The sequence below is a fragment of the Acidithrix sp. C25 genome (assembly GCF_904848545.2).
The window spans coordinates 539885-553802 of the sequence record NZ_CAJHCI020000007.1 but is presented as its reverse complement, the minus strand read 5'-3'; the positions used below and the strand labels follow the sequence as shown (position 1 = coordinate 553802).

At 47.0% G+C, this 13918-nt stretch carries 14 protein-coding genes and 1 pseudogene; 7 read left to right on the top strand and 8 right to left on the bottom strand.

Features of this window, described 5'->3' with window-relative positions:
* Positions 1–15: 15 nt before the first annotated feature.
* From ACIDITHRIX25_RS83985 to ACIDITHRIX25_RS83975, 3 genes are all read right to left on the bottom strand, one after another.
* Positions 16–2337, bottom strand: a complete 2322-nt coding sequence (locus tag ACIDITHRIX25_RS83985) for a [protein-PII] uridylyltransferase (RefSeq protein WP_201732030.1) — start codon at positions 2335–2337, stop codon at positions 16–18.
* 256 nt (positions 2338–2593) lie between these two features.
* On the bottom strand, positions 2594–2932 hold the full coding sequence (locus ACIDITHRIX25_RS83980; RefSeq protein WP_052604072.1) for a P-II family nitrogen regulator: 339 nt from the start codon (positions 2930–2932) through the stop codon (positions 2594–2596).
* Complete coding sequence (locus tag ACIDITHRIX25_RS83975) at positions 2929–4278, bottom strand: ammonium transporter (protein ID WP_052604073.1); 1350 nt, start codon at positions 4276–4278, stop codon at positions 2929–2931. Before ACIDITHRIX25_RS83975 ends, ACIDITHRIX25_RS83980 begins: the two co-directional genes overlap by 4 nt.
* A 235-nt stretch (positions 4279–4513) precedes the next feature.
* On the opposite strand from ACIDITHRIX25_RS83975, the gene ACIDITHRIX25_RS83970 reads away from it, so the two are divergent.
* A complete protein-coding gene (locus tag ACIDITHRIX25_RS83970) occupies positions 4514–4720 on the top strand; it encodes a hypothetical protein (protein ID WP_052604074.1) in 207 nt (68 codons plus the stop codon).
* Between the two features lie 135 nt (positions 4721–4855).
* Here the strand turns inward: ACIDITHRIX25_RS83970 and ACIDITHRIX25_RS83960 are convergent.
* Positions 4856–5337, bottom strand: a pseudogene (locus ACIDITHRIX25_RS83960) (IS1595 family transposase); the annotation flags it as partial.
* Between the two features lie 71 nt (positions 5338–5408).
* On the opposite strand from ACIDITHRIX25_RS83960, the gene ACIDITHRIX25_RS83955 reads away from it, so the two are divergent.
* Together ACIDITHRIX25_RS83955 and ACIDITHRIX25_RS83950 are read left to right on the top strand one after the other, a co-directional pair.
* Positions 5409–5846: a hypothetical protein gene (locus tag ACIDITHRIX25_RS83955; protein ID WP_052604075.1), complete on the top strand. Its 438-nt coding sequence runs from the start codon at positions 5409–5411 to the stop codon at positions 5844–5846.
* Positions 5847–5953: 107 nt separating this feature from the next.
* On the top strand, positions 5954–6259 hold the full coding sequence (locus ACIDITHRIX25_RS83950; RefSeq protein WP_052604076.1) for an SHOCT domain-containing protein: 306 nt from the start codon (positions 5954–5956) through the stop codon (positions 6257–6259).
* Between the two features lie 137 nt (positions 6260–6396).
* On the opposite strand, the gene ACIDITHRIX25_RS83945 is transcribed toward ACIDITHRIX25_RS83950, so the two are convergent.
* On the bottom strand, positions 6397–7236 hold the full coding sequence (locus tag ACIDITHRIX25_RS83945) for a fumarylacetoacetate hydrolase family protein (RefSeq protein ID WP_160291681.1): 840 nt from the start codon (positions 7234–7236) through the stop codon (positions 6397–6399).
* A gap of 689 nt (positions 7237–7925) precedes the next feature.
* Here ACIDITHRIX25_RS83945 and ACIDITHRIX25_RS83940 point away from each other — a divergent pair.
* The 4 genes from ACIDITHRIX25_RS83940 to ACIDITHRIX25_RS83925 all read left to right on the top strand — a co-directional run bounded on the left by ACIDITHRIX25_RS83940 (position 7926) and on the right by ACIDITHRIX25_RS83925 (position 11330).
* Entirely contained in the window at positions 7926–9053 is a 1128-nt protein-coding gene (locus ACIDITHRIX25_RS83940) for a DUF1800 domain-containing protein (RefSeq protein ID WP_201732029.1), read from the top strand.
* A 5-nt stretch (positions 9054–9058) separates the two neighbouring features.
* On the top strand, positions 9059–9202 hold the full coding sequence (locus tag ACIDITHRIX25_RS83935; RefSeq protein ID WP_201732028.1) for a hypothetical protein: 144 nt from the start codon (positions 9059–9061) through the stop codon (positions 9200–9202).
* An 80-nt stretch (positions 9203–9282) separates the two neighbouring features.
* On the top strand, positions 9283–10518 hold the full coding sequence (locus ACIDITHRIX25_RS83930; RefSeq protein WP_052604080.1) for a DUF1501 domain-containing protein: 1236 nt from the start codon (positions 9283–9285) through the stop codon (positions 10516–10518).
* Positions 10519–10703: 185 nt separating this feature from the next.
* Positions 10704–11330 carry a mycothiol-dependent nitroreductase Rv2466c family protein gene (locus ACIDITHRIX25_RS83925; RefSeq protein ID WP_052604081.1) on the top strand — a complete coding sequence of 209 codons (627 nt, stop codon included), beginning with the start codon at positions 10704–10706 and terminating at the stop codon, positions 11328–11330.
* 444 nt (positions 11331–11774) lie between these two features.
* Here ACIDITHRIX25_RS83925 and rsfS read toward each other — a convergent pair whose 3' ends face one another.
* The 3 genes from rsfS to ACIDITHRIX25_RS83910 form a co-directional block, all read right to left on the bottom strand.
* Entirely contained in the window at positions 11775–12149 is a 375-nt protein-coding gene (gene rsfS, locus ACIDITHRIX25_RS83920; protein WP_052604082.1) for a ribosome silencing factor, read from the bottom strand.
* 78 nt (positions 12150–12227) lie between these two features.
* Positions 12228–12833, bottom strand: coding sequence for a nicotinate-nucleotide adenylyltransferase (nadD, locus tag ACIDITHRIX25_RS83915; RefSeq protein ID WP_160291682.1), 606 nt, complete (start codon positions 12831–12833; stop codon positions 12228–12230).
* Between the two features lie 4 nt (positions 12834–12837).
* Positions 12838–13770: a TIGR03621 family F420-dependent LLM class oxidoreductase gene (locus tag ACIDITHRIX25_RS83910; RefSeq protein ID WP_052604083.1), complete on the bottom strand. Its 933-nt coding sequence runs from the start codon at positions 13768–13770 to the stop codon at positions 12838–12840.
* Between the last annotated feature and the right edge of the window lie 148 nt (positions 13771–13918).

Here is a 13918-nt window from a genome sequence, read left to right as displayed (position 1 = left end):
TCTGATCCCCGAGGGCTAGGAAGCTCCCTCGGCAACCACCACGTCAAATAGAGACTTTGTGATCTCACCAACAAGGCGAGCATCGTCAATTGGTCTTCCCAATGAATCCACTACATAAAAGGTGTCGACTACGTCATCACCGATGGTGATGACTTTCGCATGCAGGATATCTAACCCTTTTGATGCTATCTCAAAGGTCAAACGGTGAAGAGTTCCAAGGCCATCGGGACCACAAACCTCTATAACTGTGGCCCGATCAGAAAAGTCGTCGTGGACAGTAACCCTTGGCGGTATCTTAGCGCTCTCGGCCACCTTGCGCTTTTTGGCAGCGCTCTTAGACTTCTCATTCAAACGCCCCTCAAGGTAAGTGGGATCGACCAGACATTTTCTAAGCTCGTTCTCAAACTTAGTCCAATTGGGTTCACGCCCATAAGGGCTAATCACCCTAAGTCGCTCTAATGCAATCACACCCTCGGAAAATACATCTGCCGACAGAATGCTGAGGTTCAATAGCGCCATCGTACCAGTCACCTTTGCAAAGAGGCCGACTTCGTCTGAGGCTGCTATCCAGATCTGGTTTCCTTGACTATGGATCAAAAGATCGCCATCAAATTTGGCTATCAAATCCAGTTCCAGCTCACCTAACTGATTTGAATCGACCTTGATCGAACCGCCATCTAAATAGGCTCGAGTGGCCTCAGTCAGCTTATTGATCAACTCCTCCTTCCACAAAGACCACGCGACAGGTCCTGTAGCCTTTGAGTCGGCCTCTGTCAAGACTCTAAGTAGCTCTAACGTTGTAATATCGACCACCTTTTCTGCAACGTCTAGAATCGTCTTTGGATCGCCAATATCACGTCTAGTAGCAACATCTGCTAACAAAAGATGGTGCTCCACAAGGCGAACCACGATCTCACAGTCTTTCTTCGAAAGACCCATCCGAATCGCAATTTCTGCTGCGAGTGAGGCACCCTGTGATGAGTGATCCCTATCGAGTCCTTTGCCTATATCGTGCAACAGTGCTGCGACTATCAATAGGTCTGGACGCTTGACATTACGACGAAGTCGACCAGCGCCAACTCCCGCCTCGATGAGGTGGCGATCAACGGTATAGGTGTGGTAGGCGTTCCTCTGTGGAAGATAGCGAACCCTCTTCCACTCCGGTATCACCTTATCTAAAAGTCCGTAATGGTCGAGGCGTTCCATAACCGCTATCGAAGCTTCGCCATAGGAGAGCAACGTGGTCAACGCCGTCAATGTAGCTGGCTCCCAAGGCTTATCGATAGTCCCAAGGCGTTCAGAACAAATCTCGAGGGCATCCACGCAAATGCCAAGACCCAAGGAAACCGATGCTGCCCCAATTCGAATAATCACCTGAGCATCAAAATCCGAAAGCGAAGCTGGGTCTATACAAATCTCACCGCCATGGGAAAAGACGCCTTTAGGTATCAACCCCCACGCGTCCCCAAGGTTCTTATAATTTACGCGTTTGGCATCTATGACCCTATAGGACTCCTCTAGTGCACGCGAGACAAAACGCCCTGCCTCTGAAATACGCCACATCAGTTCATCAGCGTCCCTAAAACCAAGTTGGGCACTTACGCTATCTTGATCCTGCAAAAAGAGTCGATTTTGCCCTCGGTCAGATCGCGCCTGAAGTACGTTTCGCACACGTAAAAGCAAGGTTGCGATCTCATCGACACGCCCTACAAAGACCTTGCGATCGGGGTCGGCTGCGACAAAATGGCGCAAAATAACGAGGTCTCGTAGCCCTCCATGTGCCTCTTTGATATCTGGCTCAAGCAAAAAGGCCAATTCACCCGACTCTACCCGTCGGGCTTCACCCTGTTGATGCATTATCACGCGATAGCGATCTAACCGAGAGGTAAATCGCTCCCAGATCTTTCGCTGTAGAGTCCTAAAGAGAACTTCGTCGCCATAGATCAATCGAGCATCCAGCATCCCCAAAAGAGCACGAGGATCGGACTCTGCGACTCGAAGTGCCTGAGCTACAGTTCGAACTGAATAGTCAAGGCCGACCCTTGAGTCCCAAATCGTATACCAAAGGGCTTCCGTCATGGCATCAACCGAGAGACGAGGCTTATGCAAAAGCAATATGTCAAGGTCAGAATTGATTGCAAGTTCACTTCGTCCATAGCCACCTATTGCAATGATCGCAACGCCCTGAAATCCCTCAGCCAGCCCAGCTACAAAGTGATCGGAGATGCCAGTCAGTTGGGCCATTGCCGTTGGATTTGACCAATCAGCTTGGCGCATCTTCGCACGTTCCGAGAGAAAGTTCTCTAAAAGAATTGACCGTGCCTCTGGGGTTCTCACTTTGGGCTCCAAAACATATTAAAAATGGGACGAATAAGCTTGAAAATCAATTGATCCCCTGAACTATTTGGCTAAATCTTACGACTCAGATTGAACCTAATCTACAAAGCGAGCCCAATCCATGCAAAGCATTTCAAAAGACCGCTCATGAACACCAAGATAAAAGGTGGAACGCTCAATACAGAGCGATCCACCTTTTATTCAAATACCCTGTATTACATACCTACTAAAACGTCTTCGAACTATCAAATCAGCTCTAAAGAGCGTCTGCTCCACGTTCGCCGGTTCTGACTCTCACGAGATCTTCCACGTTGACAACCCAGACTTTGCCATCTCCAATCTTGTCGGTCCTAGCCGCTTCCACCATCAGGTCAACGATCTCGGTTGCCGCTTCATCAGATACGACAACCTCTACCTTCAACTTCGGTACGAATTGCGTCTGATATTCAGCACCACGATAGACCTCGGTGTGGCCGCTTTGGCGTCCGTATCCCTGAACCTCGGAGACCGTCATACCCTTTACATCGGCCTTCGAAAGAGCATTTCTGACATCCTCTAGTTTGAAAGGCTTCACAATCGCAACTATCAATTTCATAGGATTTCACCAATCTTTCTAGTTGATACAATTGGCTCTTCCTTTGAGGCTACCGAAAGATGGGCCGAAGATGAGCCACTTCCGGAGAGGCTTCGAAGCAAAGACCCACCGAACTCATATGCAGATTCTGCATGGAGCGAAGTATCCATACCCTCAAGCTCATCGTCATCCTTGACCCTGAGGCCCATGGTCTTATCAATGATCTTCGCGAGGATCCAAGAGACCACGAAGGAGTAAATTCCAACTACCACAACGGCGATAGCTTGATGGCCAAGAAGAGCAAGGCCGCCACCGTAGAAGAGACCGTTCACTCCACCAATCGTTGAAGTTCCGAAAAAGCCGATCAAAAGCGCTCCGGTAATTCCTCCGACCAAGTGAACCCCGCCAACATCCAAGGCGTCATCTAGGCGAACCTTGAACTTAAGGCTAATTGCCAACGAACAAATGACCCCGGCTGCCAAACCGATAATCGTTGCGCCAACCACATTGACGAATCCACAAGCTGGGGTTATGGCAACCAGACCTGCGACCGCTCCAGAGGCCGCACCCAAGGTGGTTGATTTGCCACCTCTTATCTTTTCAACCAAGATCCAACCCAACAGAGCCGCTGCGGTTGCGGTATTCGTGTTCACGAACGCGTTAGCGGAGAGAACATTGGCTCCGAGTGCCGAACCGGCATTGAATCCGAACCATCCAAACCACAAGATTCCAGCGCCCAAAAGCACAAACGGTACATTGTGCGGTGGCATTGGCTCCTTTGGCCAGCCTTTTCTCTTGCCGACAACCATTGCTACAGCTAAACCAGCAGCACCAGCATTGATGTGAACTACAGTTCCACCTGCGAAGTCCTCGGCTCCGAGTTTAAAGAGCCATCCTGTTGGAGAAAAGACCCAGTGCGCTACTGGGGCATAAACAATGATCGACCAGATCAAAACAAATACCACAAATGGTCCAAAGCGAAGGCGATCAGCTGTAGATCCAGTAATCAGAGCGGGCGTAATGACCGCGAACATCATCTGAAATATTACAAAGACAAGAGGCGGAATAGTCTGTGCCGATGCTCCTGTATAGCCTGGTACCGCTTGGGTCATATGAGCTAATCCAAAAAAGTGCAAGGTACCAATAATCCCATAACCGCCCCAGTCTGTGCCAAATGACATCGAATAGGTAAGAAAGACCCAGACAATACTTACAATGCCAATTACAACGTAATTTTGCATTAGCATTCCAAGAACGTTCTTAGACCTAACCATGCCACCATAAAAAAAGGCCAGCCCTGGAGTCATGAAAAGTACCAAAGCAGAGCTTGCCAAAATCCAGGCAGTATCTCCGGAATTGTAGTGCATTTTCCTCCTTATTATCCACAATCCCGCTTGGTTAGCTCAACGACCCTGTCGAACCAAAAAAGCGATTGGTGCCAACTTATGAGCATGATGTTTCGGGATCAATTCGACATTGTTACTTCTCTGTTACGGCGTTGCACAATAGTTGGTGATTAAAACCCCTTCTCGCACTTTGGCCAACAATGCCTCAAGTTAATAGGTTTGCACACCGAAGTGTAGATAAAGCGAGGAGGTGAGTATGACATCACTTGAACTTGAATCAAAGATCTTCAGAATGGGCTCAGCGCTTGGCTGTGTTACCCTGGAAGGAGGCGAAACTCTTGCACCCTGCGAGCTAGTTTCTGTAAGTGCTGGAAAGCATGGAACACTTTGGGTATCCAATCTGGGCGAAGACATCTTCGTCGAAGTTGCCAAGGTAAGATCCATATCGCCAATTGCGATATAACAAAAGGCTTCATACTTATCAAGTTTCGTAAGCAAGAGCCATTTTGGAGTCAGATTCGCGAAGTAGCGGATGGGGAGACGCAAACACACATGTATTGAGAAGTCGCTCTACCAAGGACATTTCAAAGCATACTTATCAAGTTTCGTAAGCAAGAGCCATTTTGGAATCAGATTCGCGGAGTAGCGGATGTGGAGACGCAAACACACATGTATTGAGAAGTCGCTCTACCAAGGACATTTCAAAGTGCCTTCGGTTGAATCGGTATGCGAATTCCTCGAGGTAAAGTTGCTTATGTTCCTCACGTCCGTGGTATGTTCCGTCGATAAATTTCTTGGAGTTTTCAATTTAGGATCTTGAGCCATTTGAATGTTACATGTGCTTGTTCGTCTTTGGATAGAGTGAACCCGTGCGCTAGTCCAAGGTCTTTCAGCACATACCCCGTAACTTGGGTTACCATCACTTATCAGCTTGGTGTCGGAATCTAAACGTCTCACAAAAACATCTTTGGGTGATTTAGCAGTGGTATCTTTGATTACTTCCATGAAGCAATGAGTAGGAGCACTATTGCTAATCGATACTCCAATTAGGACATTGGTTTGTTTTGTTCCCTTTCCTCTTTAGCCCTAGCCCTCAGAGTCCTTGCCGGAAAATCTACTACAGTCATATATAGGGCGAGGATAGAGGAGTCATGAAAAAGGTATACCCAAGAGAACAAAAGGAACGAGTGCTGAGGAAGCTCTTAGAGCTAGGCGATGGTGGAAATGCTCCAGAGGGTGCTATTACCGAGCTTTCTAATGCTGAAGGAATTCCACTCAATACGCTCTACACCTGGAACGCGTCACTGAAACGAACTGGTGCCGTTGGCAAGTTCTCAGTATCTGGGAATCCGTCGCTTACGCTCTCGTCGAAAGCAAAGTACGAGATTGTTTTTAGAACTGAATCCATGACCGAACTCGAACTTGGTACCTACCTGCGAGAACTTGGGATTCTATTCGAGGATCTCGATAGCTGGAAGGTGGCCGATCAAGAAGCCAATGACCGCTCTAGTATCGCCGCAATGCATAATCAATCAGGCAAAATGAGACACGATGTCGATTCAGACAAGATATCCAAAGTCACTATTTAGCAAATTCTCAATACTTTCACATCTTCAAGATAAAAGATGAAAGAGTTAGAAGTTAGCTGCCCGTCAAAGTTAAGACGTTAGGACGGTCTAAGCGAAAAGAGGAATAAATGCCTTGGGATAATGGTATGTACGGAGGCGGACCGAACATTGCTGGTGTATTCGGGGTCTTTGTAGTTTTATTTGCGCTGCTTGGCTGCGCGGCTTATCTCCTTTTGCGCAACTTCTCTTTAAGCTATCAATCGCAGGTTAACACAAGCCCCCCATTCGACCCAGAAGACCCCAAGGTTATCCTCGATAAACGATTTGCAAGTGGAGCAATGACCGAGGAGGAGTACCGACGAGCCGCAGAAGTTTTAGGCTATCAAATTCCGCGCCGATACAATTCACAAGGCACCATCGACACAGCTAGCTGAAGTCGGTCCACCTCTAAAATCTCCCCAAAAAAGTCCCCAACCCCAGAAAACACCCCAAAAAAACAAGCCGATCGCTTTACCCCTGTGATCGGCTTGTTTTTTTAATTGTTCCATGAAATGGCGAAAACCAGTGGTGGCTATTGAACTATCGTGTTGGAGAGGCGGCCCAAACCTTCAATTTCAACGCTGACCACGTCCCCGTCTGATAGGAATGCCGGAGGATTTTTACCGGCCCCAACGCCATCGGGTGTGCCAGTAAAAATTAGATCACCAGGTCTTAGTGTTACAAATCGTGATATGTAACTGACGATCTCCTCCACGCCAAAGATCAAATTCGAAGTTCTAGAGTCTTGAGCCACCTCACCGTTAATAAAACTCCTAATCGAAAGGTCCTTACCAAAATCAACGTCCTTAGCAGGCGTTAGATAGGGTCCCACTGGCGTCGCGCTCTCAAAGATTTTGCCCTGGAGAAACTGTGAAGATCGCCTTTGAAAGTCCCTTATAGAGGTATCGTTTCCAACACAAAAGCCAGCGACATATTCAAAGGAGCGAGATGGGTCTATGTCCTTGGCACTTTTCCCAATTACAATTACCATCTCAGCTTCGTAATCGATCGATGTCGTAATCGCAGGAATAGCGATATCCGAATAAGCTCCAGTCAAAGAGTCGGAGTATTTCGCAAAGAGGGTTGGATACTTAGGAAGCTCATGGCCCATCTCTTGAACGTGCGCAGAGTAGTTGAGGCCAAGGCAGATGACCTTTGTCGGATCCAAGACCAATGGAGCCAAAGCAGACGGGTCAAGTCCCTCGTTAAGTTGGCCCTGACGGGCTCTTGAAATCACCTCATCGATCTCAACTTCTGACCTTAGGATTGCACCTACATCGTCAAAATCGCAAAAATAAAATGAATCATCCTCACGAACGGCGATGGCTCGCGTTCCGTCTTGCACCCATATGGTCGCTAATCTTTCCATCATTATCATCCTAAATAAGTTAATTGCCAACCTCGATGAATGAAAATCTAGTAGAAAACGACCACCCAAATGCTCGAAATGGCCAATTGAAGATCCAGGGCGCAGATGTCATCGAAAATGAGCGACATTATCCTTGACAACACCTTTGAGCCTCTGACTAGATCGACAGCTATAATCGATCCCTATCGTCGATACTCGATCACCAAATATCAATCTATAGCCACACGCCTAAAACCCTCGCAACTCAGATGGGCCTCACAAATAACTGAGGCTTTGGATCGGTCACCCCATCTAATCCAGGTAACAAAGCAGCCTTAGAAAGAATATAAAGAGCCGGTCTTGTGCAAAGGAGATCGCCAAGGATAAAAAGACCGACGGAGAGATATCTCAGATGCAGCCTCTAGTGGTCATTGGTCTCCGAATTTACAGTGAACACAGGGCCTCAGATATTCCTCATCCATACCAGCGGAAAAGGCCGATTCGAAAGCCATAGCCATCAATCGGTGAAAAGGCTAAGCCCTAAAAAGTTCACCTACACTCATCAAAGAGCCCCAAAAAAAATCTCGGCAAACTTGAATAGATAATCAAATCACAAAAACGTTTACAAATCACACTCAATTACAAAACAATTTAATAATAACTACATTGCATCATGGACTAATAAAGCCTCATTGAGTCAAGGATTGCAAAAATTGACAGCGACGCAAAGCTCTTACGAACAACTCTTTAGAAGGCTCGGCTTCGGTGCCAGTCAATCCGAGATCTCATCGGCGATGTCAATTGGCTACCAAGCAACTGTAAATAAAACTGTACAAACAGCACTGAACTCACCCTCAAACTTTTTTGCGCCACAGCCAGGACCGCTGACTTCATTCGAAGAACTCCACGCCACGCTGCGTTCCCGCAATTTCACGAACATCAAAGCGCTCACGAAAAAGATTCACGGCGAGGAGTTGCCTGCCGCAATAAGCTGGTGGTTGAATCAGATGGCCAAATCTCAAACTCCATTGGTCGAAAAGATGACACTGATATGGCACGGCCACTTTGCGACCGCAATCAATAAAGTCGGCTTGACATCTTTGATGCTCAACCAGAACAACACCCTTAGGCAAAATGGGCTCGGTTCAATGGAAAAACTAGCCACCAGCGTCGCGCAAGTCCCGGCAATGATGATTTGGCTCGACACCTATCTCAGCAAAGCAACTCATCCAAATGAAAACTTTGGGCGCGAGCTAATGGAGAGATTTCTAATAGGAGTTGGAAACTACTCACAGAACGACGTAGTCGCCGCCTCTCGTGCATTTACCGGATGGGGCTTCAACCCAACCACATTGGCATTCGTTTTGAATAACAAACAACACGACAACGGCAGCAAGACCTTCCTTGGGAACACCGGAAACCTCAACGGAACGGACATAATCTCGATCATTCTGTCAAAACCTCAGGCTGCCCAATTCCTAGCCTCGCGCCTCTTTAGCTTTCTGGCATATCCAATCAAACCACGTGACCCAATAGCAATAAGGTTGGCTTCGACTTTCAATCCCTCAACTGGATCAATTGCACCTCTGGTGGCTTCGATCGCTACGTCCCCCGAATTCATAAGCCCCCAAGCTGCAAGTGGACTTGCAAAGCAACCGTCGGAATACCTAGGCGGAATTATGAGGGCGCTAAAAGTCAACATCTCAACTGCGCACTCCAACATTTTAATGGAGATTCTAAACCTTTTGGGTCAAGTACCATTTAATCCTCCAAACGTTGGGGGGTGGCCCCAAAACGCCTATTGGCTCTCAACCGTTACCGCCTCCACGCGAGCCAAGTAGCAAATATGATGGTCACTGCCGGCGACATCTCCCCCGTCTCTGACCTAAAACCCTCAGAGAGGGTAGATGGTACCTGTTCATTTCTTGGGATCTCAGATGCCTCACAATCTACAAAACAAGCCCTTGCGGCCTTAGTAAAAAAACCATAAGCTCTGGTGGCAATGGCACTTTGCTCCCCAGAATACACATCCAGCTGAACCGCTTGCAATACCGAGCAAAAGGAAGCAAAATGTCAACTTCAGGAGAACAGATCCACCTCTCTAGGCGAAAACTCATAGCTATCACCGGAACTGTTGGCGCTGGAGCTATCGTAGCGGGTGGCATTTACAGCCAGAATCAGCCTCACCCATTAAATGTTGTCATCAAGAGCCCAGCAAGCTCCGACAGAGTTCTTGTCATTGCAACACTGTATGGTGGAAATGATGCAATAAACACAGTAATTCCTTTTGAAGACCCAACCTATCAAAGCTCCCGAGGACCTCTAGCTCTCACAACCAGCGAAGTTAGTCCACTTGGCGCACAGGGCCTTTACCTCAACGGTGCGATGGTCAACACCCTTTCATTATGGAAAGAAAAAAAGGTGGCCATTATCCCAGGGGTTGGATACCCAAATCCAAATCTTTCACACTTTGTCTCAATGGATATTTGGCAATCTGGCTCCACCGACAACAATACATCAACGGGCTGGATTGGACGATATCTCGATGAGATCACAAACACTGACCCAATGACGGCCCTCTCAGTCGGATCATCGGTACCCCCACTTTGTGTGGGCGCCACGACACAAGCTAGCGCTGTAGCCTCACCCCTTGCGAGCCCAGATCCATTTGCCAGCTACGGTTCGGCCTATCTGGATATGGTAACGTCCAAGGAGCTCAACGGTGTGGGTCAATTGAGCGCTCAGGCTTCAAGCACTCTATTGAAATTGAACAGGGACATCTTGGCCCTAGGGGAAATCTCACAGAACCCAGGAACTAAAGTAAGCCCTACAACGATATCCGGTCAACTTGCAACAGTTGCTGACCTTTTAAATTCAGGTACTCCGACCAAGATCTTCACCGTTTCACAATCCGGATTCGACACTCATGCCAATGAAAAAGGCACTCAATTTGAAGATTTGAAGATTTTTGATAGCGCGATCTCTGGCTTTCTCTCGACCCTTCACCCCAAAATCGCAGACAACGTCGTGGTGGTCGCTTACTCGGAATTCGGAAGACGAGTTCAGGTCAATGCGAGCGGTGGCACCGACCATGGTACCGCCGGAGTCGTCTTTGTCTACGGGAATAGCGTCAAGGGCGGGCTGGCCGGAGAATACCCATCTCTTACCAATCTATCGGACGGAAATCTAAAGATTACAGTAGATTACCGTTCAATTTACGCGACCTTACTCGAAAACGTCCTTTCGCACGACTCAAAGACGATTCTAAATGGCAACTACCCAAAACTAAATATAATCAAAACCTAGAACTTCATCGAAGGCGCACACGGATCGAAGCGTGCAACCTAACGGTGGTCCAAGAACTCAGTATCACTACGCCGAAGTATTGCTTTCCGTCTCCAGACAAACAGATGGTATTAGGAGCAATTTTGCCCTATTCTTGGGGAAGAGATGCTAGAACCAATTAAAAAAATAGCCACGAGGAGTTCACATTGTCACAGCCTAAAATCAACCAGATCAATTTCTTCTTTGATCCAATATGTCCTTGGACCTTTGTTGCTTCCCAATGGATTCGCAATGTCGCCAACACGAAAGGAATACCGTTAGTCTTTAGACCCTTTTCGCTGCAAATAAAAAACAGCGACAAGACTCCAACGGAGCCATTTATCTCATACTTTAGGGCATCTCAGCCAACCCTAAGAATGGCAGCAAATCTTAGAAAGACAGATCCCGAGCATAACTTGCCCATCTCAGAACTCTATTGGGAATTTGCAAAAGAATTTCACTTGAACAATAATAAATTCGAGATCAACCCAGTTGAAATTGCCCTTAAAATCGGCCTCGATGAAGCAACCATTAAAGCTAAGGACGATGAAAGCCTCGATAGCTTTCTAAAGAAGGAGATGGACTATGCACTCAGCTTCACTGGTAACGATGTTGGCGTTCCGATAATTGTACTCGAAAACGAAACCTCTCAACGTGGATTCTTCGGGCCAATTCTTGGCCGAGTGCCAAATGAACAAGAGGGTATTGACCTATGGAATAGCTTAATCCACGTAGCGGAAATGGACTTCTTCTACGAAGCTAAACGAATTCGAGGCTCCGTAGTTGTTTCATGAAAGCATTTCAACCGTGACTGAAACTTTTTATTCGTATGAAAATAGCTTACACAGCTATTTTCAGTAGATCGACAAAAACAGATCGATGGCGCAAATTGCTTGTAAACTTGCAAGTAATTTGCGCTTTTTCTAATTCAATTCTTAAAAGCCCATCCTAATAAATAAATCACTGACAGCCGTAAATAATTTAAAAATTGCCCTCAAGTATCCTGGAAAATAACCCAATTAAAGAATCAAGACGCAATCAATAGATATTCGACTAAAAAAGATCGATAAAAAGTCAATCACTGACAAGCAGGCTTTCACAAAGCCAAACTTGTCAATTAGGGCCTTCGGGTACTTTGAAATATCTGATCCGTGGCGACATTTATAGATTGTGTCGAGATAGATCCCAGAAATAAACCTTTAGGGAGTCTATAGCCAGAAACCTTTGACTGAATGATTTTAGGAGACGACTTGAATCCTCTTAGCATCCATCCACAGTCGCTCCAGTGAATAAAAGTCTCTTGTCTCGGGCATGAATATATGTACAACAAAATCACTGTAATCCATCAAGACCCAAGAAGTATCGTTAAGTCCCTCAATGGATCGAGGAGCTATGCCAAATTCAACCTTGATCTTGGCCTCGACTTCTTCTGCTAGAGACCGAACCTGACGCGAATTGTTACCAGAGGCGATTACGAAGTAGTCACAAACCGTACTAAGCTCAGATATATCTAATATCGTGAGCTCCTCACCTTTTTTGTCAGACAGTGCTTCGCCTGCCACTAAGGCGGCTCTTAGTCCGTCAAAGTCCAATTTTTTCTGATCTTCCAGCAAGAATCCTCCGAAGTATACCTAATAATCTATTCTAGCATCACCCATGCAAACCGATTCAAGATACTGCGCGACAATATCTCAGCTATTTCGATAGATCCCTGACCGAGCTATGTAATCTATGGTCTCCCTAGACAAAAGAAAATCTAGCGGACGCCCATCTCTAACTCGAGCCCTGATGTCGGTCGAAGAGACGTCAAGTGCTGGAATTTCCACAAAGTCAGTACGCCAATAACGTTTAATAGAAGCGTCGATCCGAGTTCCCGGTCTATTCACAATTATCAATGAGACCATCTCCGATAGCGTCTCAGATCGTTCCCATGTATCCAAACCTCCAGCGGCATCGGCTCCTACCACCAAAAAAAGTTCAGAATTTGGATATTGTCGAGCGACCTCACGCACCGTGTCGATGGTATAGGACTGCCCGCCACGTCTTATCTCCATGTCGCTTGCTTCAAGGCCCTCGACCCCTGCAATAGCAGCCTTGACTATCTCGTATCTAGTCGTAGCTTCAGTGAGCGCTCGGGTTCCTTCTTTCTGCCACGGAACATTTGCCACCACCATGAGAACTTTATCCAATCGAGCCTGGGCTTTGGCATTCACCGCAGCGACAAGATGTCCAACATGGATTGGATCAAAGGTCCCACCAAAAATTCCTATTCGGGTGAGATTTTTATCTATGTGCAAATCTCTATTCACCTTGTAACGCTGCCACCACTGGCGCAAACTCCTCTAATTCATTTTGATGAATTACCCAATAGTTGAAACCATATTCGCGACGCCTTGCCAAAATAGTCTCGGCAACCTGATCAACGGTCCCGCTCAAGACGATTGGAATCTCTCGCGCCTCTTTCCCTGATATGCCAAATGCCGGGGCCATAGAGTCAATCCAGTCATTTGCATCCGGACCCACCTTAGCTATGAAGGAGAGGCACTGTAGGTCAACTTCACCTATGCGATCGCCCATATAGGAGTTGACCCATTTAAGTTTCTCATCAAAAGCATTCGGTCCAACCTCAGCAACCAAGCTAGGCCCCACAGCTCCAGATGCCAAGTTTACGTTGACTCCAACCACATCACCATGGCGAGAAGCGACCTCTAGCATCTTCTTGCCGCCTCCGCCCACTATCAGCTTTGGAGCCATTCCTTCTGGGATTGTAATAGTGCTAGCATTCTCCAACTGGTAGTACTCTCCAAAATAGCTAAAGGCAGAGCCCAAAAAGAGCCCCTTCATCACTATCAAAGCCTCTTCAAGGCGTGCGATTCTCTTGCTCGGTGAATCCATTGCAATGCCAGCTCTCTCGTAATCAGCCTTCATCCACCCGGCCCCTAAGCCAAACTCCAGTCGACCGCTGCTAATCACTGAAAGACAAGCGAGTTCCTGAGCCAAAACGACCGGGTGGCGATAGTCATTGCAAAAGACAAGTGCTCCCAAGGAGATCTCTTTGGTTCCAAGCGCAATGGCAGTTAGAGCAGATATCGGTGACCACTGATCGCCCCCAAGATGGTCAGGTAAAAAGATCGACGAAAAACCAAGGGCTTCAGCTCTTTGAGCAAGCTTCACCAAAGATTCAATATCGGTCGTCAATTCCGAAACTTGAACGCCAAACCTTAAATGCCGCACGAGGTTACCCTTCAGTCGCTTTTGGCCATATCCTATAAGTAGAAAATATCCAAAGCTTTATTATTTCACAATTGGAATCAACATGATGAATCCTAATTCCATGTCGAGGAAAGTTCGGAATATCTTATTAGAGGGTCAATTGCAAACG

What these genes read in the sequence shown, in the direction of transcription:
- ACIDITHRIX25_RS83980 (WP_052604072.1), bottom strand. Translation starts at nt 2,932, where the DNA reads ATGAAATTGATAGTTGCGATTGTGAAGCCTTTCAAACTAGAGGATGTC.
- ACIDITHRIX25_RS83975 (WP_052604073.1), bottom strand. Translation starts at nt 4,278, where the DNA reads ATGCACTACAATTCCGGAGATACTGCCTGGATTTTGGCAAGCTCTGCT.
- ACIDITHRIX25_RS83970 (WP_052604074.1), top strand. Translation starts at nt 4,514, where the DNA reads ATGACATCACTTGAACTTGAATCAAAGATCTTCAGAATGGGCTCAGCG.
- ACIDITHRIX25_RS83955 (WP_052604075.1), top strand. Translation starts at nt 5,409, where the DNA reads ATGAAAAAGGTATACCCAAGAGAACAAAAGGAACGAGTGCTGAGGAAG.
- ACIDITHRIX25_RS83950 (WP_052604076.1), top strand. Translation starts at nt 5,954, where the DNA reads ATGCCTTGGGATAATGGTATGTACGGAGGCGGACCGAACATTGCTGGT.
- ACIDITHRIX25_RS83945 (WP_160291681.1), bottom strand. Translation starts at nt 7,236, where the DNA reads ATGATGGAAAGATTAGCGACCATATGGGTGCAAGACGGAACGCGAGCC.
- ACIDITHRIX25_RS83935 (WP_201732028.1), top strand. Translation starts at nt 9,059, where the DNA reads ATGATGGTCACTGCCGGCGACATCTCCCCCGTCTCTGACCTAAAACCC.
- ACIDITHRIX25_RS83930 (WP_052604080.1), top strand. Translation starts at nt 9,283, where the DNA reads ATGTCAACTTCAGGAGAACAGATCCACCTCTCTAGGCGAAAACTCATA.